Source organism: Paenibacillus sp. EB106-04-04-XG159 (assembly GCF_058791835.1).
Genome location: NZ_JBYTDY010000001.1, coordinates 339129 through 362686, shown reverse-complemented (window position 1 = coordinate 362686; position 23558 = coordinate 339129). Strand labels below are relative to the sequence as shown.

Annotated in this window: 24 protein-coding genes and 1 riboswitch; of the genes, 1 reads left to right on the top strand and 23 read right to left on the bottom strand. The window is 49.1% G+C overall.

The window, feature by feature from the left end; translation table 11 throughout:
- Positions 1–76: 76 nt before the first annotated feature.
- The 19 genes from atpA to ychF all read right to left on the bottom strand — a co-directional run bounded on the left by atpA (position 77) and on the right by ychF (position 17197).
- Complete coding sequence (gene atpA / locus AC3WTP_RS01630; protein ID WP_492392831.1) at positions 77–1591, bottom strand: F0F1 ATP synthase subunit alpha; 1515 nt, start codon at positions 1589–1591, stop codon at positions 77–79.
- Positions 1592–1633: 42 nt separating this feature from the next.
- Entirely contained in the window at positions 1634–2173 is a 540-nt protein-coding gene (locus AC3WTP_RS01625) for a F0F1 ATP synthase subunit delta (protein ID WP_492392830.1), read from the bottom strand.
- A complete protein-coding gene (gene atpF, locus AC3WTP_RS01620) occupies positions 2173–2658 on the bottom strand; it encodes a F0F1 ATP synthase subunit B (protein WP_492392829.1) in 486 nt (161 codons plus the stop codon). The genes AC3WTP_RS01625 and atpF overlap by 1 nt, the downstream gene beginning before the upstream one ends.
- Positions 2659–2758: 100 nt before the next feature.
- The gene (gene atpE, locus AC3WTP_RS01615; RefSeq protein ID WP_458569953.1) at positions 2759–2971 is read right to left on the bottom strand and encodes a F0F1 ATP synthase subunit C; all 213 of its coding nucleotides are present in this window, start codon (positions 2969–2971) and stop codon (positions 2759–2761) included.
- A 101-nt stretch (positions 2972–3072) separates the two neighbouring features.
- Positions 3073–3819: a F0F1 ATP synthase subunit A gene (atpB, locus tag AC3WTP_RS01610; RefSeq protein ID WP_492392828.1), complete on the bottom strand. Its 747-nt coding sequence runs from the start codon at positions 3817–3819 to the stop codon at positions 3073–3075.
- Between the two features lie 33 nt (positions 3820–3852).
- Entirely contained in the window at positions 3853–4233 is a 381-nt protein-coding gene (locus AC3WTP_RS01605; RefSeq protein WP_492392827.1) for an ATP synthase subunit I, read from the bottom strand.
- On the bottom strand, positions 4230–4460 hold the full coding sequence (locus AC3WTP_RS01600; RefSeq protein ID WP_492392826.1) for an AtpZ/AtpI family protein: 231 nt from the start codon (positions 4458–4460) through the stop codon (positions 4230–4232). The genes AC3WTP_RS01605 and AC3WTP_RS01600 overlap by 4 nt, the downstream gene beginning before the upstream one ends.
- A 186-nt stretch (positions 4461–4646) precedes the next feature.
- On the bottom strand, positions 4647–5801 hold the full coding sequence (gene wecB, locus AC3WTP_RS01595) for a non-hydrolyzing UDP-N-acetylglucosamine 2-epimerase (protein WP_492392825.1): 1155 nt from the start codon (positions 5799–5801) through the stop codon (positions 4647–4649).
- A 94-nt stretch (positions 5802–5895) separates the two neighbouring features.
- Positions 5896–6525: a uracil phosphoribosyltransferase gene (upp, locus tag AC3WTP_RS01590; protein ID WP_492392824.1), complete on the bottom strand. Its 630-nt coding sequence runs from the start codon at positions 6523–6525 to the stop codon at positions 5896–5898.
- Between the two features lie 435 nt (positions 6526–6960).
- A complete protein-coding gene (gene glyA, locus AC3WTP_RS01585) occupies positions 6961–8211 on the bottom strand; it encodes a serine hydroxymethyltransferase (RefSeq protein WP_492392823.1) in 1251 nt (416 codons plus the stop codon).
- Positions 8212–8293: 82 nt separating this feature from the next.
- Entirely contained in the window at positions 8294–8878 is a 585-nt protein-coding gene (locus AC3WTP_RS01580; RefSeq protein ID WP_492392822.1) for a TIGR01440 family protein, read from the bottom strand.
- Positions 8879–8897: 19 nt separating this feature from the next.
- Positions 8898–9356, bottom strand: a complete 459-nt coding sequence (rpiB, locus tag AC3WTP_RS01575) for a ribose 5-phosphate isomerase B (protein WP_492392821.1) — start codon at positions 9354–9356, stop codon at positions 8898–8900.
- A gap of 157 nt (positions 9357–9513) precedes the next feature.
- Positions 9514–9596, bottom strand: a riboswitch (ZMP/ZTP riboswitch).
- 62 nt (positions 9597–9658) lie between these two features.
- Complete coding sequence (locus AC3WTP_RS01570; RefSeq protein WP_492392820.1) at positions 9659–10231, bottom strand: low molecular weight protein arginine phosphatase; 573 nt, start codon at positions 10229–10231, stop codon at positions 9659–9661.
- Between the two features lie 104 nt (positions 10232–10335).
- A complete protein-coding gene (locus tag AC3WTP_RS01565) occupies positions 10336–10899 on the bottom strand; it encodes a manganese efflux pump MntP (protein ID WP_492392819.1) in 564 nt (187 codons plus the stop codon).
- An 83-nt stretch (positions 10900–10982) separates the two neighbouring features.
- Positions 10983–12161, bottom strand: a complete 1179-nt coding sequence (locus tag AC3WTP_RS01560; RefSeq protein ID WP_492392818.1) for an L-threonylcarbamoyladenylate synthase — start codon at positions 12159–12161, stop codon at positions 10983–10985.
- A 124-nt stretch (positions 12162–12285) separates the two neighbouring features.
- A complete protein-coding gene (gene spoIIR, locus AC3WTP_RS01555) occupies positions 12286–13092 on the bottom strand; it encodes a stage II sporulation protein R (protein WP_492392817.1) in 807 nt (268 codons plus the stop codon).
- Positions 13093–14025: 933 nt separating this feature from the next.
- Positions 14026–14949 (bottom strand): peptide chain release factor N(5)-glutamine methyltransferase, encoded by a 924-nt coding sequence (prmC, locus tag AC3WTP_RS01550; protein ID WP_492392816.1) that lies wholly within the window; start codon positions 14947–14949, stop codon positions 14026–14028.
- A complete protein-coding gene (gene prfA / locus AC3WTP_RS01545) occupies positions 14946–16019 on the bottom strand; it encodes a peptide chain release factor 1 (RefSeq protein WP_492392959.1) in 1074 nt (357 codons plus the stop codon). The genes prmC and prfA overlap by 4 nt, the downstream gene beginning before the upstream one ends.
- Before the next feature lie 77 nt (positions 16020–16096).
- Complete coding sequence (gene ychF / locus AC3WTP_RS01540; protein ID WP_492392815.1) at positions 16097–17197, bottom strand: redox-regulated ATPase YchF; 1101 nt, start codon at positions 17195–17197, stop codon at positions 16097–16099.
- 376 nt (positions 17198–17573) lie between these two features.
- Between ychF and AC3WTP_RS01535 the strand changes: the two genes are divergently transcribed.
- Positions 17574–17720 (top strand): hypothetical protein, encoded by a 147-nt coding sequence (locus AC3WTP_RS01535; protein ID WP_492392814.1) that lies wholly within the window; start codon positions 17574–17576, stop codon positions 17718–17720.
- 49 nt (positions 17721–17769) lie between these two features.
- Here AC3WTP_RS01535 and AC3WTP_RS01530 read toward each other — a convergent pair whose 3' ends face one another.
- From AC3WTP_RS01530 to AC3WTP_RS01515, 4 genes are all read right to left on the bottom strand, one after another.
- Positions 17770–18921 carry a hypothetical protein gene (locus tag AC3WTP_RS01530; protein WP_492392813.1) on the bottom strand — a complete coding sequence of 384 codons (1152 nt, stop codon included), beginning with the start codon at positions 18919–18921 and terminating at the stop codon, positions 17770–17772.
- Between the two features lie 184 nt (positions 18922–19105).
- Positions 19106–20059, bottom strand: a complete 954-nt coding sequence (locus AC3WTP_RS01525) for a hypothetical protein (protein ID WP_492392812.1) — start codon at positions 20057–20059, stop codon at positions 19106–19108.
- A 218-nt stretch (positions 20060–20277) separates the two neighbouring features.
- Complete coding sequence (locus tag AC3WTP_RS01520) at positions 20278–21639, bottom strand: sodium-dependent transporter (RefSeq protein WP_492392811.1); 1362 nt, start codon at positions 21637–21639, stop codon at positions 20278–20280.
- 176 nt (positions 21640–21815) lie between these two features.
- A complete protein-coding gene (locus AC3WTP_RS01515; protein ID WP_492392810.1) occupies positions 21816–23546 on the bottom strand; it encodes a methyl-accepting chemotaxis protein in 1731 nt (576 codons plus the stop codon).
- Positions 23547–23558: the final 12 nt, after the last annotated feature.

Sequence of the window (23558 nt, the reverse complement as noted above, 5' to 3'; positions counted from 1 at the left end):
TGAGGCAAAGCAAACTTCTATGCTTGAACGCTGTATACCGGGCGTCTAGCAGACACCCAGCACACCAATATATTCATTAAGCAGATACAGCAAAGCTCTTCTTGAATTTCGTAACGGATTCAACAAGCGCTTCTTCTGTTTCCTTGGACAAGTCCTTCGTTGTGCGGATTGCTTCATAGATCGAAGCGTAATTGTTCTGCACATACTCCAGATAGTCAGCTTCGAAACGGCGAATATCTTGCAATGGGATCTCATCAAGATGACCCTTAGTCGCTGCATACAAGCTTACTACCTGCTTCTCAACCGGAAGCGGCTGGTTAACGCCTTGCTTCAGAACTTCCATCAAGCGAGCACCGCGGTTCAAGCGGGACAACGTTGATTTATCCAAGTCGGATCCGAATTGTGCGAAGGCTTGCAGCTCGCGGTATTGAGCCAGGTCAAGACGCAGTGTACCTGCAACTTTTTTCATCGCTTTGATCTGTGCGGAACCACCGACACGGGAGACGGAGATACCAACGTTGATCGCTGGACGTTGACCTGCGTAGAACAAGTCAGCTTCTAGGAAGATCTGACCGTCTGTAATCGAGATTACGTTCGTCGGAATATAGGCCGATACGTCAGATGCTTGCGTCTCGATGAATGGCAATGCAGTCAGAGAACCTCCGCCATTCGCATCGCTCAGCTTCGCAGCGCGCTCCAGCAAACGGGAGTGCAAGTAGAATACATCACCCGGATAAGCCTCGCGGCCCGGCGGACGACGGAGCAGCAAGGACAATTCGCGGTATGCCGCAGCTTGCTTAGTCAAGTCATCATAGATAACGAGAACATGCTCGCCTTTGTACATGAAGTATTCGCCCATAGCACAGCCAGAGTATGGAGCCAAGAACAGCAATGGTGCTGGCTCGGAAGCAGAAGCTGTAACTACGATCGTGTAATCCAATGCGCCGTTGCGGCGGAGTGTTTCAACAACCTGTGCAACAGTGGATTGCTTTTGGCCGATAGCGACGTAGATACATTTCACGCCGTTGCCTTTTTGGTTGATGATGGTGTCGATTGCAATCGCAGTCTTACCAGTCTGACGGTCACCGATGATAAGCTCACGTTGGCCGCGGCCGATCGGTACCATGGAATCGATCGCCTTGATACCCGTTTGCATCGGCTCATGAACCGACTTACGGTCGATAACGCCCGGTGCGTTACCTTCTACTGGACGGAATTCAGTTGTGTGGATTGGTCCTTGACCATCAAGCGGTTGACCCAAAGGATCAACTACGCGTCCAAGCATTGCTTCGCCGACAGGAACTTCCATGATGCGGCCTGTGCGCTTCACTTGGTCTCCTTCGCGAATGTCTCTATATGGTCCGAGGATAACGATACCGACGTTATTCTCTTCCAAGTTCAGCGCCATACCCATAACGCCGTTAGCAAACTCGAGCAACTCGCCGGACATACATTGTTCTAGTCCGTGTACACGGGCAATACCGTCACCTACATTGATGACCGTACCGACCTCTGCCACTTCGATCTCGGATTTGTACTTCTCGATTTGACTTTTAATCAGCGTGCTGATTTCATCAGGTCTAATGCTCAATTCGCTTCACCCCATTCTACCGTACTTTATATGTTACCGTGTTCAGGACAATAATGAACGTTCCATACGCGCAAGCTTGCTAGACAGACTACCGTCATACAGGCGGTCGCCGATGCGTACTTGAATGCCGCCAATAATTGAAGCATTAATGACGTTGCTAATCCGAATCTTCTTATTTAATTGCTTGCCAAACGTTTCAGCAATCGCATGCTGCTCTGATTCGCTAAGCGGCTTCGCAGAAGTTACTACCGCGTCAACACTGCCAAGCGCTGCCCCAGCGATCTGTACGTAGCTAGCGAGTACATCGTTCAAGATTGCGACGCGTCCACGCTCAACTAGCAGTTTTATCAACTCAATGACATTATCGGAAATATGGCCTTGAAACATCGTGTTCAACACATCAAGCTTACCAGCCATATCGATGTTTGGTGTTGTTAGCAGCAATTCCAATTCATGACTGGATTGAATAGCCTCTACAACGGATTTGAGCTGTTGTTCTGTTTCCAGCACAGACTTCTGCTCAAGAGCCAGTTCAAACAAGGCCTTCGCATAACGTTTTGCAACTACTGTTTCCTGGCTCATTAATGTTTGCCCCCTACCTCTTTCAGGTATTGGTCAACCAATTGGGATTGGTCTTTCTCATCCAGCTGCTTCTCCATAATCTTGGAGGCGATAGCCACGGACATGCTGCTGACTTCGTTGCGCAGAGATTCGATCGCTTTGTTCTTCTCGCTCTCGATATCGCGTGCCGCATCCGACTTCAGACGCAAGGATTCATTCTTCGCTTGCTCGATCAATTCGTCAGTTTGACGGTTAGCATTCTGCTTCGCCATTTCAACAATATCGAACGCTTCTTTGCGTGCTGTTGTAAGTGCCTGCTTCTGCTCGTCCACAAATTGTTGTGCCTGTGAACGGCTCGTAGCCGCTTCTTCGAGCTGCTGTTTAACCAATTCGCGGCGCTTTTCCATCACATCGAACAATTTGTTAAACGCATATTTTGAAAGCAGCCAGTACAAAATACCGAACGCTATTAATGCAAACACTAAATTTTCCCAAACTAAGCTCAATACAGTCACTCCTTTCCGGTAACATCACGTACACGTCAGTCCTTACAAAACGAAGGCGCGGATGGCATCGGCCTTCCCCGCCAAACCGTTTGTCGAATTATTAAGAGAACATAATCAAGAACGCGATAAGAGTAGCCGCGAGAGGAATAACCTCTACGATACCAACACCGATAAACATTGTTGTTTGCAAAGTACCGCGAGCTTCTGGTTGACGAGCAATGGATTCTACTGTTTTGCTTACGATCATACCGTTACCAAGACCTGCGCCCAAAGCGCCTAAACCTACTGCAATTGCTGCTGCCAAGAATTCCATGAGAAAATCCTCCTCAAAATTGTTTAATATTTTTGAATTTGATAAATTAATATATCTCATCCGACTAGTCCGTTAACGGAAGGTAGTACGGGCAGAGTCTATTAATGCTCTTCGTGCACTGCCGCTTGACCGATATATACCATGGTCAGCATGACAAAGATAAACGCTTGCAAACCGCCGACAAAGATACTGAATCCTTGCCAAGCCGCAACGAAAGGAATACCGAAGATACCTGCCCCAATGAGTGTTCCGAGAATAACCTCACCCGCAAAGATATTGGCAAACAAACGAATAGCCAACGCGATCGGTTTAGCGAGATTCTCAACGATATTAAGCGGTAAGAAAATTGGAAACGGCTCAATATAGTGCTTCAAGTAATGCTTGGCGTTGTTCTTAAGACCTAAGAAATTCACGATGACAAACACCATTATCGCCAGACCCGCTGTAATCGAGAGATCGGCTGTTGGTGATTTCCACCATAAATACTCGGCTCCAGCCTCGGATCCCACAAGCTGATGTCCAAAGACCTCGACTGGGCCATGGGCCTCTGTGATGATCGCAAACGGCAATCCGAGCACGTTAGCTACGAAGATAAATAGGATAAGCGTTAATCCTAATGTTACATAGCCTCTGCCTTTCTTGAAGTCCATTGCGCTCGCCACGATACCCTGTACGAATTCGACAACCCATTCCATAAAGTTCTGCATTTTTGTCGGATTCTCAACTGATAGATTGCGGACAGCGAGACGTGCAAGAATGAAGACGGCGAGGACGGTGACGGTTAGCATCATGATAATTGACAGGTCTAGTCGAAATCCATTGATTTCAATTATTGGAGCTAAATGCATTGTGTTGTGTTCACCCCTTTCAAGTAAACTTGGTCATTGTTTCTGCCTCAAATTGATGACAAAGGCGACAACCAAAATGAGAAGTTGTGCCGCGAACAATCCAATAATAGTGGAAACGAGTGAAACTTCTTCAAACTTAACTGCAACCATTACCGTCAACAGCGCTATGCATATTCGAGTAATGAAGCCGAAGCTGAAACGTTTCTTCTCTGTCTGAGCAAGCGCCATCTGGGCGATCTGCTGAACCTTTGTCGCCAGGTAGCGTACATTTATTAATCCGGCCGCCATGCCAAGGGTCAATCCGATGGCAACAGGACGGTATTCCGGAAGTAATACATATCCAGAAAGGAACAATGACATGAGAAGAAGCGCCACTCTGGTGACAACATTCACAATGGTTGAAATATCAATCATTTTGTTCCCCCAATGAACTTTCTAACCAACCAGATGATATTGGCGATACCGAGAAACATCCCAACGATTGCTCCGATACCCATCCACAACTTAGGCCCGTCCCATATCTGAACCAACCCATATCCCACGAAATAACCCAGCAGAATATATACAACTAAGGTTAGACCCATTCCACTGATGGCTAATGCAATTCGCCACATATTTTCGTTATCATTCGACGATTTCATAGGCTATAATTCCCATTCATTTTACTTAAAAAAACAACTTTTTGTCAACGAACCAAATGCTTCAAATCTCCCTTGTTTCAAGGGCTGTACTGCGTTGATTTTCATTGTTTTCAAGCCGGAAACCCGCGCCAAACCGTACAGTTTCACTGTATGCTGAATAGTTTTCAGAAAGAATGGAAGGACTTCTTAATTTGTGAACATTGTGTGAAAAGACTCTGGACGATCCGATTTTAGCCCAAAACTGTGAAGAATCGCACTGACAATCCGTTCAGAAGCTTTTCCATCACCGTAAGGATTAGCCGCTTTACTCATTCGCTCATATACCTCTTGATCTTCAAGCAGCAGCTTCGTACGCTCATAAACCTTCTCTTCATCTGTTCCTACTAATTCTAGAGTGCCTGCCTCGATTCCTTCCGGACGCTCGGTTGTATCACGCAGCACAAGAACAGGTACACCAAAAGACGGAGCTTCTTCTTGAAGTCCGCCAGAATCGGTCAGAATGAGATGTGTGTGCTGGTAAAAATTGTGGAGATCAACAACGTCAAGCGGGTCAATCAACTTGATGCGCGGATGATTACCAAGCATCTCATGGGCCGGTTCACGAACTGCTGGGCTTAAGTGAACTGGATACACGATCGCGATGTCCTCGAATTCGTCAGCGATACGGCGAACTGCTCGGAATATGTTGCGATGAGGCTCACCTTGTGATTCACGGCGATGGGCTGTCATCAGAATAAGTCGTTTACCCTTAGCCCACTCCAGAACCTCGTGTGTGTAATTAGGTAATACTGAATATTGAAACACATCCGTCACGGTGTTGCCTGTGACATATATCGATGCATCATTTTTATTTTCACTTCTCAAATTGTTAGCGGACCATTCCGTCGGCGCAAAATGCAGATCAGCCAGCACACCTGTCAGCTGTCTGTTCATTTCCTCAGGGTACGGGGACAATTTATTCCATGTCCGCAGTCCTGCTTCTACATGACCAACTTTAATCTGCTGCATGAATGCCGCATAGCTTGCTAGGAATGTTGTAAGCGTATCCCCATGAACAAGCACGATATCCGGCTTCGCTTCCTCCAGTACAGGCTGGAGCCCTTGAAGAACGCGGATCGTAATGTCATTCAGCGACTGACTCTTCTGCATGACGTTCAAGTCATAGTCCGGTTTAATCTTGAACACTTCCAGCACCTGATCCAACATCTCACGATGCTGCGCCGTAACGCATACGATCGATTCGATCTGTTCCGTGTGCTTCTCAAGTTCAAGAATCAACGGAGCCATCTTGATTGCTTCCGGCCGTACGCCGAACACGGTCATTACCTTTATTTTTCTCATTATGCAAATCCTCCGTTCCCGATCATAATAATGAGGAGGACTGCCATATTCCGCTAGCAGCCCCAGACTCACATCTAATTATTTCCTTATAATACTACTTCGTTCCAAACAGGCGGTCTCCAGCATCGCCAAGTCCTGGCACGATATAGCCATGATCGTTCAGCTTCTCATCCAGCGCCGCCACATAGATGTCTACATCAGGATGCGCTTCTTGCATTGCCTCTACACCTTCTGGCGCGGCTACTAGACACATCAATTTAATTTGCGAACAGTTGCACTTTTTCAATACATCGATTGCCGCAATAGCGGAACCGCCTGTCGCCAGCATTGGATCGATAACGATCAATTGACGCTCTTGCACGTCTGTTGGAAGCTTCGTATAGTATTCGACTGGTTTCAGTGTTTCTGGGTCGCGGAACAGACCAACATGACCAATCTTAGCGCCCGGCACGAGCTTAACAACACCTTCTACCATGCCAAGACCTGCGCGAAGGATTGGAATAAGACCAAGCATACGTCCGGAAATAACCTTGCCCTCAGTCGCAGAAACGGGCGTCTCAACTTGAATCGTGTCGAGCTTCAATTCACGTGTAATCTCGTAAGCCATCAACGTGGCTACTTCGTCCACCAGCTCACGAAAATCCTTCGTGTTCGTGTGCTTGTCTCGAATGAACGTTAATTTGTGTTGAATCAATGGATGATCGCAAATGACCAATTTACCCATAAGAATAGTTACCTCCGCTATTTACTTATCCGTGATGATTCTTGGTGCATGAATATAAACAGGCTCTATTATAACACCCTTGTGATAGAACTGCACATGTGTTACATCTCTTACCCTTGGAATACGAATCAGAGCGTACAAAGTATGCAATTTTTTGCACATGCTTTATTAGTGGTCATTTTGAAAATGAGTTATACTCACACCATCCAATTTACGCCCTCACAATCCAGCTATATCAGCTGCTTCCAAAAGTATTCTCTATATAGCTTTAACATCTCGCACTAACGATATGCCCTATCCTGTATAGGGATAGCTCGGACATATATTAACTGAACCGCTACTTATTGGATAGTGATGCTGCATAAAAAAGAACCTCCGCAGCTCACATTCAATGTGGAATTGGAGGTTCCTTTACACGATATTATTCGTTATCGATTAATATTTCAGATCAGAGTAAAGAGGGAATTGATCCGTCAATTCGCGAACCATACCTCTTGCCTTCTCAAGCACAGCCGCATCGTGCGGGTTCTTGAGCGTGATCGCGATGATTTCTGCGATCTTAACCATCGCCGCTTCATCCATGCCGCGGGATGTTGCTGCCGGCGTACCGATACGGATACCGCTCGTTACGAATGGGCTAGTTGGGTCAAATGGAATTGCATTCTTGTTCACGGTAATGCCTACGGAATCAAGCACCTTCTCCGCGTCTTTACCCGTAATGTTAATGTTGCGCGTATCGATCAGCATCAAGTGGTTGTCTGTTCCGCCGGATACGAGATGCAGGCCTTGCGCGATTAACGATTCGGCCAAGACGCTGGCATTCTTCACAACCTGCTTCGCGTATTGCTTGAAGGAAGGCTGCAGTGCTTCGCCGAGTGCGACAGCCTTCGAGGCGATCACATGCATGAGCGGGCCGCCTTGGATGCCCGGGAATACAGCTTTGTCGATGGCCTGTGCCCAAGCCTTGCGGCACAGGATCATTCCGCCGCGCGGTCCACGAAGCGTCTTATGCGTCGTCGTGGTCACGAAGTGCGCGTGCGGCACTGGGCTCGGATGCTCGCCTGCAGCGACGAGGCCAGCGATATGCGCCATATCGACCATGAACAGCGCGCCGACATCGTTTGCGATGGAAGCGAGCGCTTCAAAGTCGATCACGCGAGGGTATGCACTTGCACCGGCTACGATCATCTTCGGACGGTGCTTGAAAGCCGCTTTGCGAACGTCGTCATAATCAATGCGGAATGTTTCTTCATTGACGCCGTAATCGACGAAGTTGTACAGCAAGCCGGAAGCGTTGACCGGGCTGCCGTGGGTCAAGTGTCCACCATGTGCAAGGTTCATCCCCAGCACAGTATCGCCAGGCTTCAAAGCTGCCAGATATACAGCTAGGTTCGCCTGCGCACCGGAGTGCGGCTGCACATTAGCGTGCTCAGCGCCGAACAGTTCCTTCGCGCGGTCGCGTGCGATGTCTTCTACGATGTCAACATGCTCACAGCCGCCGTAGTAACGGCGTCCTGGATAGCCTTCCGCGTATTTGTTCGTCAGAACTGTTCCCATCGCTTCCATAACTGCTTCACTAACAATATTTTCGGAAGCAATCAGCTCGATGTTGTGACGTTGACGTTGAAGCTCCAGATCCATTGCTTTCAATACTTCAGGATCTTGCTGTCTCAGATGATCCACCATAATTACAACCCCTCCCAATAGTTAACTCATACCATATAGTACCTTCTTATTAGATCGCCTCACAATGTGGCAGGCGCAAAGGTCAATCGCACTTCGTCGATGAAGTATTCTCCAATTGATACACAGCCCGTTCCCCGCCAATAAGCTTAGGCCGTGTTCTAGCCATAGTGACTCGAGCTGAGCCAATTGATTTGACCGTTGTGCGCAGAGGTACGGCCACATGCCGAAGATGCATGCCAATCAACGTCTCGCCGATGTCGATGCCAGCGTGAGCTTGAATATGCTCCACCAAGCACGGCTCTGCCAATCGGCGATAAGCCGCAGCGGCCATGGAGCCGCCAGCCTTAGGCACAGGTACAGCACTTACTTCTACGAGCTGCTGAGCTTCGCATGTGTCCCGTTCTACGACAAGCGCACGATTCAGATGTTCACAGCATTGATAAGCCAGCTTAGCACCATACTGATGCTTCAATATTTCCAAGCCGTCCAATAAGGCATTGGCCACTTCTAACGTGCCGGAGGTGCCGATACGCTCGCCGATGACTTCGCTGGTGCTGCAGCCAATAACGACCAACTGTCCCGGGCGGAGCCCTGCTTCTGCCGCAAGTGCATGTGCTGCTGCTTCTGCTTCCTGCCTGATGTTATTCAACAATTGCGGTTCGTGCACGGTTCAGTTCCCCTTTCCGTTAGACCTCGGAATGATATTGATCTTCAATCTGCTTAATCTTCCCCAAACGATTGACGTGACGCTCGCCATTGCTGAATTCAGTGGACAGCCAAGTCCGAACGATGTCCTGCGCAAGTCCAGGGCCTGTCACACGCTCGCCTAATGCAAGCACATTCGTATCATTATGTTCACGTGTCGCCTTAGCTGAGAACAGATCATGTACAAGCGCGCAGCGTACACCGCGTACCTTGTTTGCAGCGATCGACATGCCGATGCCTGTGCCGCAGATTAGAATGCCGCGATCTGCCTCTCCCTTGGCAACCATCTCTGCAACTGGCTGCGCATAGTCCGGATAATCAACAGATGTGGAGCAGTCACAGCCCTTATCGATTACGTCATGACCTAGTTCCTTAACTACGTCAATGATATCCTGCTTCAAATTAACTCCTGCATGGTCTGCGCCGATTGCTATTAGCATGATAGTATCCTCCTTGAATGAAACGGTTAGCCGCAAAGTGCAGCTTAATCTAGTCTGGTTTATAACCCTTTCCCTTATTATAGCTGATTTCATCCGGAAAGACAGGCAACCAAATAAACAAGGAGAGCCAAGCATGCGCTTCTACACGCATACCCTGCTCTCCTGCCCAGGCGACCGGCCGAATCGTTCGATGCTCCACTGTGGTTTCATCCACGTTCGTCGCCAGTTACATCGAACACTGCTCATTAGCTGTATCATATCCTATTTGGTAAAGAAACTCAATTACTGCTTTATTAAAATTTTTATGAAAATCGTTCTACGATCTTAACAAGCGCGGCATGAATCTCTTCCGCTGTCAGCTTGTAATCTGCTACCGAGCCTCCGAATGGATCCTGAATATCCAAGCTAGGAGCTTGCTGCTGAAATTCCCGGAGTCGTGCCATCTCAGCTGGCGTAGGCTGTTCGCCTTTTGACAATTTGATCTGCAGTTCAACAGCCAACGCCGTCATTTCATTTAACGCTGACTCGTCTGACGGCACATCGGCATACTCTTTTAAAGTATACGTCTTATCTGCCGCTTCCGGATATAAGTGCAGCAGATGGCGTTTATGGCTGGTAGTCAACGTTAATATTAGATCTGCCCAAGTCACTATAGGCTCTGAGAGCATTTGTGAAGAAAATGATGCATTCTCCATCCGCATATCCTGCAGTACCTTCTGCGCATGATTGGACATCGGTGTGCCGTCCCATGCCGACACTCCAGCGGAGCGCACTTCCACTTCAACGCCCTGCTCCTTAGCAAGATGTCTGAGAATCGATTCTGCCATCGGACTGCGGCAGGTATTCCCCGTACACACAAATAATACGCGCTTCATGCTGTCCCCCCGCTCCATGTCATTGAATCATGCGAAGGACATTCGTTCATCTGCCCTGCGCATTTCCTGCTAATTATTATAACCGAATATTAGGTAAGGTTGTCCTATCCGATCAAGAACAATATACCGAATGTAAGTAAGATCGCGCCGCCTGCCGCTTCGCCGTATTCTCCAATCCGCTGTCCAATGTGGTTGCCCAGCATAAGTCCCATTACAGACATTAGCCCGCCGAACAATCCAAATGCCGCAATCGTAGTCCACAGGTCTGACTGAAACATACCGAGCGATACTCCCACTGAAAATGAATCCACACTCACACTTAACGCAAAAAATATCGTTCCGATCCAAGTAGCTGTGCTCATGAAGCCCGAAGACTCGCCTTTCAGCGAATTATAGATCATATGAGCCCCTAGCAGCGCCAGCAGTGCACCGGCAGCCAGGCCCGTTATTTGACCCAGCATTTCGCTCATCCACTTGCCAGTTAATATACCCACCAACGGCATGATCAGGTGAAAGAGCGCGACCATAAAGCTGATGCGAAGCATATGAAGCCGCCGTACCCCTTTAATCCCAATCCCTAAACATAAGGAAAAGGCATCAAATCCAAGCGCGACGGCCATGACGATAATCGTTAACCATTGTCCTATCGGAAATGAAGTCTCCAGCACGGTCCGTTCTCCCCTTGTCCCATCATCTATACACCTTATGCGGACAAGGGGAGAAACATGACGGCACCGATGATATGGTGCCGTTAGATATGGATGAGACGATGGCCGGCGGCTTTCACGAGGCGGTTCATAACCGCCAAGCCCATCCCCTCGGCCGGACACGTCTCAGCCAGAATGTATGTGGCGCCTGCATCGTCACATTGACGCAGGGCGTCATAGAGCAGCTGAGCGGCTTGGCTTAGGTCAGCCAAGCTGCCCAGCTCGACGACGACGTCGGCGCGGTAGAGGCTGGCGTGCTCGCTGAAGGCGAGTACGCCGGTCCGTTCACCACGGCGCTGAGCGTCGTCGAGGTCGGCCTGAATGTAGGCCGACACCGCATCCGCGGAATCGCCCTGCACGAGTGACAATACGCCCTTTGGAGCGTAATGGGTATACTTCATGCCGGGCGACCGCGGCGCTTGCGCGGGCATCTGCTTATCGGTTGCCAGCGTCGCAGACGCCGCCTTAGGCAACTCGCGCAGCATACCGCGCTCGGGATCAACCGCGGGATCTATCGTTACCCGCGGGCACACCTCTTTCAGCATCGCCGGCGTAATGCCGCCTGGGCGAAGCACATGAATCGAGCCGTCGTTCACGTTCACTTCCACGACGGTCGATTCCACACCAACGCCGGTCGCGCCGCCGTCTACGATACCGGCGATGCGACCGGCTAGATCCGCGCGCACATGCTCCGCGCGCGTCGGACTTGGGCGCCCCGAGCGATTCGCGCTCGGCGCCGCGATCGGACACCCGGAGGCGCGGATTAGCTCCAGCGCCACCGGGTGGTCCGGCATCCGTACCGCCACCGTATCAAGCCCTGCCGTAACGCGAGGCGACACAGCCCCCTCACGAACCGGCAGCACAATCGTCAGCGGCCCCGGCCAGAAACGCTCCATAAGACGCGCTGCTATCTCCCCATACGGCTCAACCAATGCATCCACCTGCTCACGGTCTGACACATGGACGATAAGCGGATTGTCCGAAGGACGCCCCTTAGCTGCAAATATAGCCTCAACAGCCTCCGTCGATCCGGCATCGCCGCCCAATCCGTATACCGTTTCCGTCGGAAACGCAACGGTCTGCCCTGCAGCCAACAAATGAGCCGCCTCGCGAATTGCTTCCTCTCGCTTCAGCCCTTCCAGCTCATTCAACGGCCACCACTGTGTATCTATATCGTTCTTACACGCCTGATTCAGCGCAGCATCTTGATTAACTAGTTCCATGTTGATCCGTCCTTCTATCGCTAACTATCGTGCAATGCAAGAAAGATGTCGACACATACGTTCGACATCCTCCCTATTCTTCTACTCATTATACAGGATCGTGTCAATCCATATATGATATAAACTAACCAAAAATGGCAGTAAACATAGCCTGAATCCATTCTCCAATTGCTACAAGCATATCCCATAGAAAAAATCTCACTTCACGTTCCGTCTGATCCGAGCTGTCGGTTGATGCGCTGCCCTCAGCATTGTTGGAAGCTAACTCTTCTTTGCTGGATCCGCTTTGATCAGCTTCTCCTGCCTTCTCTTTCAGCTTATCCCCATCAGCCCCGGTTTCTGCATTAGCCGTCGCCGTACCCTGGGTCCCATCAACAAAGCATAACGGTGGAAAAAGCACACACCACCAGTTCTGACCCTCTCCCGTACCAAGCGTGATTCGCAGTGCTTCATAATCACCAGCTGGATAGACTTGTCCTCCATAGAGCTTAGCAGGAAACGGAACCACCTTCAGCTCCGCGACTGCCTTATAAGAAATGCCAGCCGACTCCAGTACATCATTCGCTGCCCGCTGCAGCTGCTCCAGATGCGTTTCAATCATCGCTCGAGCTTCATCTCTCGTACTTGGCACATTACCATCTTCCAGCCAGCCATTCATCAGCTCAACCACGCGGTCGCGCACTTCTCGTTTAACGGCTTGATCTTCATCGCTGTCCGAGTTTGCCAAGATACGCAAACGAATCGCATCTGCTGGAATGACATCAGCACGTGCTTGATTATAATCAGAATCCTCCGCAGCATTCGCATAAATACGTGCGGATTCATTAATATTCCCATTCGAACTAGCCAATACTACAGTTCCCCAACTCATCACAGCGCCTGCTAAGATCGACCCTAGCATTACAGCTTTTATAACTTTTTTAATTTGCATGATGGTCATGCTCCTTGTGAGGTTGGGCGCGCCTCTTAGCCATCATTATGTCCCCAACCCTACCGAGCTAAACCTATCAATCTATTAAAATATGCCCTCCACCATCAAGCACTTAATATCTCGACCAGCCAAATGTAACGTATATACCTCCCCAACCCCTCAGACTATTCTCCCATTGGCTCAGGTAACTGCTTTTCTAGCGCGATCTTTCCATTGTCCTTAGCATCGGGGATAACAGCCGAAGGGCTTGTACACCCTCCGCTTCCCTCTCACTATTCTCCCTTTCGCTCAGGTAGCTACCCTTCTGACGCGATCTCTCCATCGTCCTGAGCTTCAGGGATAACAGTCGAAGGGCTTGCACACTCCTCACTTCCCTCTCTCTATTCTCCCTTCGGCTCAGGTAACCGCACTTCTGATGCAATCTCTCCATTCACCTGAGCATCAGGGATAACAGTCGAAGGGCTTGCACACTCCTCACTTCCTTCTCACTATTCTCCCTTTGGCTCAGGTAACTGTCCTTCTGACGCGATCTCTCCATCGTCTTGAGCATTGGGGATAACGGTCGAAGGGCTTGCACACTCCGCACTTCCCTCTCACTATTCTACCTTTGGCTCAGGTAACTGGCGCTGCTCATTTGATCACTACTGACCTTTCTGAGCCGGTGGGATAATGGTCAGATGTCAATGACAGAGGAGCTCGTTATCTCTTGTGTTTATTTTCACAAAGATAAGTCTTGATTAGCAAATCACATTTGCTGGTACTCCAATACGACAATTGATATTCTATTGCACATTATACGTTTGAGGATGTTCAACAATAGTTAGTTAACATCATCGAGTAGCTCAGAATAACAGGATATATCCTCGTCAGCACTACTGAAGCATTAGATATTTAAAAGGGAGCCTGCAAAGTGGCAGGCTCCCCGTAAAACTGCTATGAACGAATACCTAGCACATGGCGGTCAATGCCGGCTAGGTCTGTTATTATGCGTATCTCGCGGTATCCAGCGGTGCGGACCAGTTCTGCTACGGCAGGGGCTTGTCCCATGCCAAGCTCGAACGCGACGAGGCGCGGCGGCCGCTCCCATTGAGCGATGGTATCTGCCATACTGCGGTACGGGTCGAGCCCGTCGTCACCGCCGACGAGAGCGGTATGCGGCTCGAAGTCGCGCACCTCGCGCTGGAGATCAGGGATGTCTGCCGCCGGTATGTACGGCGGATTAGACACCAAGATATCCAGTGCGCGGCCGTCTAGCGGCGCGAGCAGGTCGCCTTCGAGCCACTCGAGCTGTGCGGCGACGCCAAGCAGCTCGGCGTTGCGCTGTGCCACAGCAAGCGCCGCTGGCGAGATGTCGACCGCGCTCACGCGCCACTGCGGCCGCTCGTGCGCCAGCGTGCACGCGATCGCGCCGCTGCCCGTGCCGATGTCGGCGACGCGAAGCGCAGCAGCTACCGCGCCCTGGCCCCAGAGGCGATCGGCCTCGGCGAGCACCGCCTCGACGAGCAGCTCCGTCTCGGGGCGCGGTATGAGCACGTCTGCGCTCACTTCATAGCGCAGACCGTAAAACCATGCCTCACCCATAATATATTGGGTGGGCTCACCAGCCGCTCGCCGCATCATCATCGCGGCAAACGGCTCAGCGACTTCCGCCGCAAGCGGCTCAACGAGCCCCATCAGATAGCGGGTTCGCTCCCACTGCAGCGCATGCCGCAGCAGCAGCTCCGCATGATGGGGCCCGTCCGCGACTCCATGGCCGGATAAATAAGAAGAAGCCTGAACCCAGGCTTCTCTTATTGTGCAGGGCCATTCGAGGCGGAAATTCGCTTCCGTTCCTTCCGCTCCGCGCCCCTGCATCATACTTGATTCTCCCGCTCCATCAATTCCGCTTGCTCCGTCAACGTGAGCGCTTGAATGATATCTTCCATATCACCGCTCATGACTTGATCCAGCTTGTGCAGTGTTAAGCCGATGCGATGGTCGGTTACACGGCTTTGCGGGAAGTTGTATGTGCGAATGCGCTCAGAACGGTCGCCAGTACCGACCTTGCTCTTGCGTTCGCCTGCATACTTCGCTTCTTCCTCTTGACGCTTAATATCGAAGATACGCGCGCGCAATACTTGCAGCGCCTTCGCTTTATTGTCATTCTGCGACTTACCGTCCTGACATGTCGCCATGATGCCCGTAGGAACATGCGTGACGCGAACCGCAGATTTCGTCGTATTAACCGACTGACCGCCTGCGCCAGAGGAGCAGAACGTGTCTACGCGAATATCCTTATCCAGGATCTCCACTTCAAAATCTTCAATCTCCGGCATTACCCCTACAGTAGATGTCGAAGTATGAATACGTCCGCCGGACTCCGTCACTGGGATACGCTGTACCCGGTGAGCGCCGCTCTCATACTTCAGCTTGCTGTATGCGCCTTTGCCGTTAATGCTGAAAATAACCTCTTTAAAGCCGCCCAGGTCATTGATGTTTGCTTCCATGAGCTCTGTCTTCCAGCCTTGGGATTCTGCATAACGTGTATACATACGGTACAGTTCAGCTGCGAACAATGCTGCTTCGTCACCGCCGGCAGCGCCGCGAATCTCAACGATAACGTTCTTATCGTCGTTAGGGTCCTTAGGCAGAAGCAGGATACGAATCTTATCTTCCAGCTCTTTCTCACGCTGAGAAAGCTCATCGATCTCCATCTTCACCATTTCACGCATTTCGTCGTCCAACTTCTCCTGCATCATTGCTTTAGCGCCGTCCAGCTCACTCACGACGGTCTTGTACTCCATAAAAGCTTCATATGGCTCTTGAAGATCGGACTGTTCCTTCGACAAGTCACGCAGCCTCTTCGTATCGTTCGCCACATCCGGGTCACATAACAATTCACTCAGCTTTTCATAGCGATCAGCGAGCGATTGCAAACGATCTAGCATCATAATGGTTCACCTCTTATCTTATATTATTGCGGAGACTGCACACGCGCTCTCCAATTTTATATCAGAAGCCCCAACTATACGTTGAAGCGGAAATGCATAATGTCGCCGTCCTTAACGACATAATCCTTGCCTTCCAGACGAAGCTTGCCCTGCTCTTTCACAGCATTCATCGATCCACCAGCTACTAGGTCATCATAAGATACAACTTCTGCACGGATAAAGCCGCGCTCAAAGTCGGTATGAATAACACCTGCTGCTTGCGGAGCTTTCATGCCTTTGCGAATCGTCCAAGCACGTACCTCTTGTACACCCGCTGTAAAATAAGTATACAGTCCAAGCAAACGATAAGCCGCTTGAATCAAGCGATCCAGACCGGAGAATTCAAGTCCGAGCTCTTCAAGGAACATCGCGCGATCTTCTCCTTCAAGCTCAGCGATCTCGGATTCCACCTTCGCGCTGATCGGCACTACTTCAGCACCTTCTTGCGACGCAAACTCACGAACTTTCGCTACAAATGGATTATCTTCTGAGTTAGCAACTTCGTCTTCGCTAACGTTGGCTGCATAAAGAACCGGCTTCATCGTCAGCAAATGAAGATCGCGAACAACCAGCTTCTCTTCATCAGTCAGCTCCACACTGCGCGCTGGCATATCGCTATATAGGGACTCTTTCAGCTTCTCCAGCACTTCTAATTCAGCCGCATACTGCTTGTTGCCGCCCTTCATGTTCTTCTTCGTACGATCCAGACGCTTCTCAACCGAATCCAAGTCTGCGAGTATCAGCTCAAGGTTGATCGTCTGAATGTCGCTGATCGGATCGATCTTGCCATCGACATGCGTAATGTTCTCATCCTCGAAGCAGCGTACAACGTGAACAATCGCGTCTACCTCGCGAATATGAGCAAGAAACTTGTTGCCGAGGCCTTCGCCTTTGCTCGCGCCGCGAACAAGACCTGCAATATCAACAAATTCGAACGCTGTAGGAACTGTGCGATTAGGCACGACCAACTGAGTCAATTTAATAAGACGCTCATCCGGTACCTCAACGACACCTACGTTCGGGTCAATCGTACAGAACGGATAGTTAGCTGATTCAGCACCTGCTTGTGTAATTGCGTTGAACAACGTCGACTTCCCTACGTTAGGCAGTCCTACGATCCCTGCTTTCAATGCCATATTTATTCCACTCCTTAGTTGTTGTCATGTATAATCAACGTTCATTGGTCCGCCGTTTAAAAACCGCCCCTTGCATAACGCAGCTTATAAAGCTGTATGTTAAACAACGTTTCCAGACGTCTCCTTCTAATTTCAAAAAAAATTCCTTACCCATTATAACCAACAACATCAAAAAAACCTAGTCATAGACTAGATTTTTTGTTGGCAAGTGAAGCAATTGAATCCCTTACATGTATTATAACACAGAATTGCCCGCCAACACTTCAGCCATCTAACCCCATTTCGTAAAATGAATAGGATGCCGAGCTCGATTCCACACTATAGACGATCACATCATACCGAAAGCTGCCTAACGGCAGTGAAGGAGGCTTGAACGATGGAAAACAAGACTCATCGCGGCAACTATGTCGGCACAACAAATATGCAAGCCAAAAATCAAGATATGGCATTCGTCAACGATACGGTTGAACAAGCGAAGACCGCTGTTCCCTTCCGCCAAAAACCAAAAAAGACGGATAAATGATCCGCCTTGCCCATTTCAAACCAAATACGGGGGTATCAGAGGATACCCTCTAATTCTTTCTAAGTTTATAATGTGCAGGATACAGCAAATGCTTAATGCCATATGCGGATGCAAATGGAACATCTACCGAGTGCTCCACAATGAGTCGCAAAGCTTCGCATAGCAACTCTGGCTGCTCCTCAAACGGCCCCGCCGTTTCGCGGCTGCTAAAACGCCATCGCAGCATATTATCTGCCACCAGCATAGGCGCGTTCCAATGCCACTGCAGGAATTCCTCATCCCATTGCACTTTCGAATATCCAACTTCCCAAGTGACCAGCTTGCACATGTGTTGATGCCCCGTAATTGCTCTTTGTAGCGCATCACGCCACCATTTCAGCATCTGGCTGTCGCTCCATCCGAGCTGTTGTATAGCCATGCGTGCCGCTTGCGCGCAGCAAGCAGTCGGTGAACCATCCGCCCATGGAAATAAAGAACGCTCCGAACGAGGCATAGCCATCCCGCTTAGCAGCATATCCATATCCATTTCACGCATCCCGCCGCCAATCGACATGATTCCCATACTGACAGCGCGCATCGCTTCATACAATGGTTGTTGGCTCATCTGCCCAAACGCAATGGATGGATTAAACGATGTCCCCGCACGGCGTCGCATGTCAGCCAAAGCCACTAAGCCATTAAGCCGTACATAAGGAGATGACGTATGCAGCGTAACCTCAAGAAGCGCTGTCTCAATCCGCTCTTCGTCACTCTGCAATAAATGGATCGCATAGATGGCTTGAATCGCCGTTGCTTCCTCTTCATGCAGCAATTCGATTAATTGCGGTAATCTATTCGTCAACATTTGACGCCAAATGGCGCTTCCATCTGACGAGTCAGCTCGAGTCGGCCCATATGATGCTGTAATTCCAAATACATCATGTCCATCCCATTCTTGAATCAGAAACTCTGTCATTCGATTCAAGATCACAGACTTAGCTACTGACTTGTCTCGAATAAGAAGCAGGTCTATTAGTAACGGAATGAATATTTGCGCGTAGTCATTCGACAGCGGCTCAAGCATCAGCTGATCGAAGCATTCATGGGCCGCTTCTGCCGATTGCTGCTGTGAACCGTTCTCCATCACAGCTAACAGCTCAGGCAGACCATTATAAGAATCACCTGAAAAATAGATGCGGTGTTGATTCATCAAGATGCCCATTCGAGCCTTACGCCTCCATACTATGCGCATATAGTGCGCTTGATATTGCTATCCATTATAGCATTTATCCCATTTTTGAAAAGTGTCTGTTTCAAGGCGGACTCGTCCGGATCATGATGAGCAGTTGGGTCTGTTGTATGTTCTGGAATATGAAAAAGGACGCCATCTCTGGCGCCCTTACTTATTACTTCACATTATTTTGAACAATGATCATATCAGCATGTGATTGAGCTGGAATAGAACCTGTCACGATTTGGGAGTGGTATCCAACTACTTTCGTGCCTTTTTTCAGATCAGAAACCGCTACCTTTTTACCATTAACATCGACAATTGGTGTATCTTTCTTGATCTTCAAGATCATATCGTTCTCGATCTTGCCATCAGCTTTCACATCAACGTGAATTTTGTTGTGATCAGCACTAGCTACTGTTCCTTCAACTTTAGAAGTCGCGTTGTGAACAACAATCTTTTCTGCTGTCGCGATTGGAGGAAGGCTTCTTGTCATTGCTGGACCGTATGTTGCTGTAATGCTGACGTTTTTGTCCAGTGCATCTACATTCAATTTCTTGCCCTTCTCATCTACGATCTTCGTGTCTTTGTTTACATTCAGGATAACAGGGTTAGCGCCTGCTACTGTAACGCGGTAGTAATCGTCACCTTTGTTCTTGCCATCCATCTCTTGTACATCTGTAATGACGCCTGCCGATACGATCGCTTCTTGCTCCGGCTTCGCTGGAACTTCAACTGTAATCGATATTGCTGAGGATTGCGGAGGAATGCTCATTGTCATTGCCGGACCGTAAGTCGCCGTTACTGTCCATTCATTCTTCACCGCTTCAAACAGGTCAGCTTTCTTACCGTATTGGTCTTTTACTACAACATCATCGCCCAATACGAGGCGAATCACATCAGGATTACCCGCTGTAGCGCCTTTTCCTTCAAGCATTGCATAAGTACCGTACTTGTTATGAACAATTTCAGTGATGATTCCTTTAGTAACGGCTGCTTCTGGCTTCTTCACATCGTTCACTGGCATCACATGCCCAGTAACTTGCTTTGGTGCTGCTGCTGCTGTCAGCGGAAGTGCCATCATTGCTACGACTGTTGTTGTAACGAGTAGTTTAGACCATGATTTCATAATGATTACCTCCTGAAGTAAGTAGAGTATCAGAGTTCCCTGTGATGATTCTTCTGAATCAAAGGGGAACTAGTTTGCTGTTTGTTCAGCTGTACCCCTTAGACGTGCCTACTCAAAAAAGGTTGCATCAAAATTATCTAATTTATTTACTTAACTCCAAATTTGTTGATTATCCATATAAAATAAAGAATCCTGCCGCAAGAGACAGGATCCCATTATTAAATAATTCCGACTGATGACAACAAGATCAACACGATCAGAATCGGTATAATGTAGCGCATAGAGAAATACCAGACTTTCATCCAGCCATTGGACAGGCCGACCTCTGCTCTGGACTCCTTCCATACATAGCCGACAAGCAAGGTTACGAACAATCCGCCGAGCGGAAGCATCACGTTGGATGTAATAAAGTCAACCCAGTCGTACAGGTTATTGCCGCCAACGACGTAGTCGGTCAGCACACCTCCTGATGAGAGCGTAACAGGCAGTGCCAAAGCATATAGAGCAATCATGAATACGGTCGCCGCCTTAATTCGACTCATGGAGAACTTGCGCATCAAGAGGGCTACCGGCACTTCGATCAAAGCCAGACATGAAGTGAGCGCCGCAATAGCTAGCAGGATAAAGAATATGCCGCCAAACAGGCTGCCATACGGCATCGACGCGAACGCTGCGGGCAGTGCAACAAAGATAAGCCCAGGGCCTTGGTCAGGCGCGATTCCAAATGTAAAAGTAATCGGAAATATGATCAAGCCAGACATCAATGCATACGCCAGATTACCAGCTCCAACTGCAATGGTCGCATTCGGAAGCGACTGACGCTTGTCTACATAGGCTCCATACGTAAGCATAGCCCCCATACCTAGTGATAACGAGAAGAAGGCTAGACCCAACGCCATAAGTACGGACTGGAATGTCAATTGTGAGAAATCTGGATACAAGAAGTAGCGAATTCCTTCAGCTGCGCCATCAAGCGTCAAGCTGCGGAACAACATGATAACGAGAAAAACGAGCAAGCTTGGAATAACGATCTTATTGAACTTTTCAATACCACTGGAGATACCTCGCACAACAACGATAAAGCAGAGTGCCAGTACAACAATTTGCCATACGATTGGCCAATAGCTGCCAGTGAATTCATCGAAGAACTGAGCGAAGTCCGTATGGGTAAACAGCTCGCCGTTAAGCGATTGCACCGCATAATGCAGCGTCCAACCAGCGATCGTACTGTAGTAAGTCAGAATGAGGAATGCCGCCAGTACTGCGATAAAGCCCAAGATACCCCACCATTTCTTGCCTGAAAGCTTCGTGAATGCATGTACGGCGTCACCGCGACCAGCACGGCCAATCGCCATCTCGCCAAGCAATACCGGGAGGCCGACAACGAATAAGAAAAATATAAATAGCAGGACGAAGGCTCCACCGCCATTCTCTCCTGTTACATATGTGAATTTCCACATATTCCCAAGTCCAACAGCGCTGCCGATAGCCGCCAAGATGAACCCTGTCGAGCTAAATTGATCAGTTGAGCTTAGGTTAGTCCCTTGTGTTTGACTTGAAGTAGATTGCTTCTTGGACATGCTGCAAACGTTCACTCCTTCATACTCCGTAAAATGTCTTGTAGCCTTTTGCATAATAATTAAACCCATTGTATACAGGTATTTCCCTAAAATCCAAAGGTAATAATTTCTCTACGCAGCGCAGATAAAAAGACCCCTACGCCGACGGCATACGAGTCTTCCGCATCAAGGTTCATTTATTCCAATTCAAATTGATTAACACGCGATTCCAAGCCATCCGACAGCTTATGCAGTTCCTCCACCGTGCTTGATATTTGACTCATCGATTCCAGCTGGTCTTTCGTCATATTCATCACATGCTGGGTATCCTGCATCGATTGATCCGCAAGCTTCGAAACTTCGATTGTAGAGGCGGCAATTTCTTCAGAGCTCGCGCTCATTTCTTCGGTAGCTGCGGACACCGATTGCATCTGGGCTGAAACCTGCTGCACTTGAAGGTTAATGTCCATAAAGCATTGCCCCGCAAGCTCTATCGTCTGCTCACCGCTGTTCACATGCTCCTGCACATCCTCCATTGCCTCATTAACATGACTAGTGCCCAGGCTCAAGTTAGCAATAACTTGTTCTATATCCTTTAGCGAGTCGCTGGTTTGGGCTGCAAGCTTGTGCACTTCTTCCGCTACGACGCTGAAGCCCCGACCGTGCTCACCCGCACGCGCCGCTTCAATAGAGGCATTCAGGGCCAGCAAGCTGGTCATCTTGCTTATACCTTGAACGGTGGCAACTACCTTATGTATTGAAGCAGAATACTCGTTCATCTCTTGTACAACAGCCGCAGCACTTTCAACCGCGCTGCGAATCAGCTTCATCTTATCAATAGCCTGCTGCATCTGTACGGTTCCAGCTTGAGAATGAACTCCAGCATCGATTGCCAGCTCCATTGCTTCTCCAGCTGCATTGACGATGTCTTCAATCCCTCTCGACATTTCTTCCATAGCAGTAGACGTTTCGGCTGTCGAGAGCTGCTGCTGGTTCACACGCTCAGCTGCCAATCCCATCGTGCTTACCGTCTGCTTCGCATTCTCGTGCGACCGCTCGGTATAATCCGCAACATGGGAGGCACTGTCAGCCAACTGATGGCTGCTGGACTTAATATGGAATACCAAATCACGCAAGCTCTGGATCATATGATTAAAGCTTTGCGATAGCTTGCCCATCTCATTGTTGCTTAACTCATCGCTTTCAACGCGCAGGTCTCCGCTCGCAGCCTTCGCCATTAATGCTTGAAGCTTCATGACAGGTCGATTAACCGAGCGCATAATCAATATGCATATCCCTGCTACAATAGTACAAATCATCATGACGATGATAATGCTCTTCCACATTTCGGACTTCCCGCTTGCCTGATTACTGTTATAGATATCCTCTGATGCCTTTAAACTGGCGCCTTCCAGACTCTTCATCTGATCGAACATTATTTTGTGCAGCGGAGCCCCCTGGTCCTTATAAAGCTCTTGGGCAGCAGCAAAATTATTATGTTCAGCCTGTCTGTGCATCTCATTCGCAAGCTGCTCCATCTTCAGGAGGTTGCTGCTCAGCTGATTCAATGTTTCATTCACGCCTAAATTCGTCTGCAGCGACATAAAGTCGGAATGAGCGTCCTTTACTTGCTTCATATAACGCTCATAATCTTCCCAGTGCCACACGGCTACCTTCATATCTTCACTTTCTGCCATTCGCTCCAAGTAAGCGGAAGCCTGCTTGAAGGAAATCATCATGCTTTCCGTCCGGATTACCGACTTCATATGCGTATTGTACATTTCGTCTAAACTATTCATCAGCTTATTGGCTTGGCTTAATGAGACAATTCCGGTCGTCATGAATCCGATCAATATGACTATAAATAAGAAAAAAAACTTTTGTTTCAAGGAACGTTTATCCGCTACACTAATAAACCACTGTCTCATATGTACACCTCT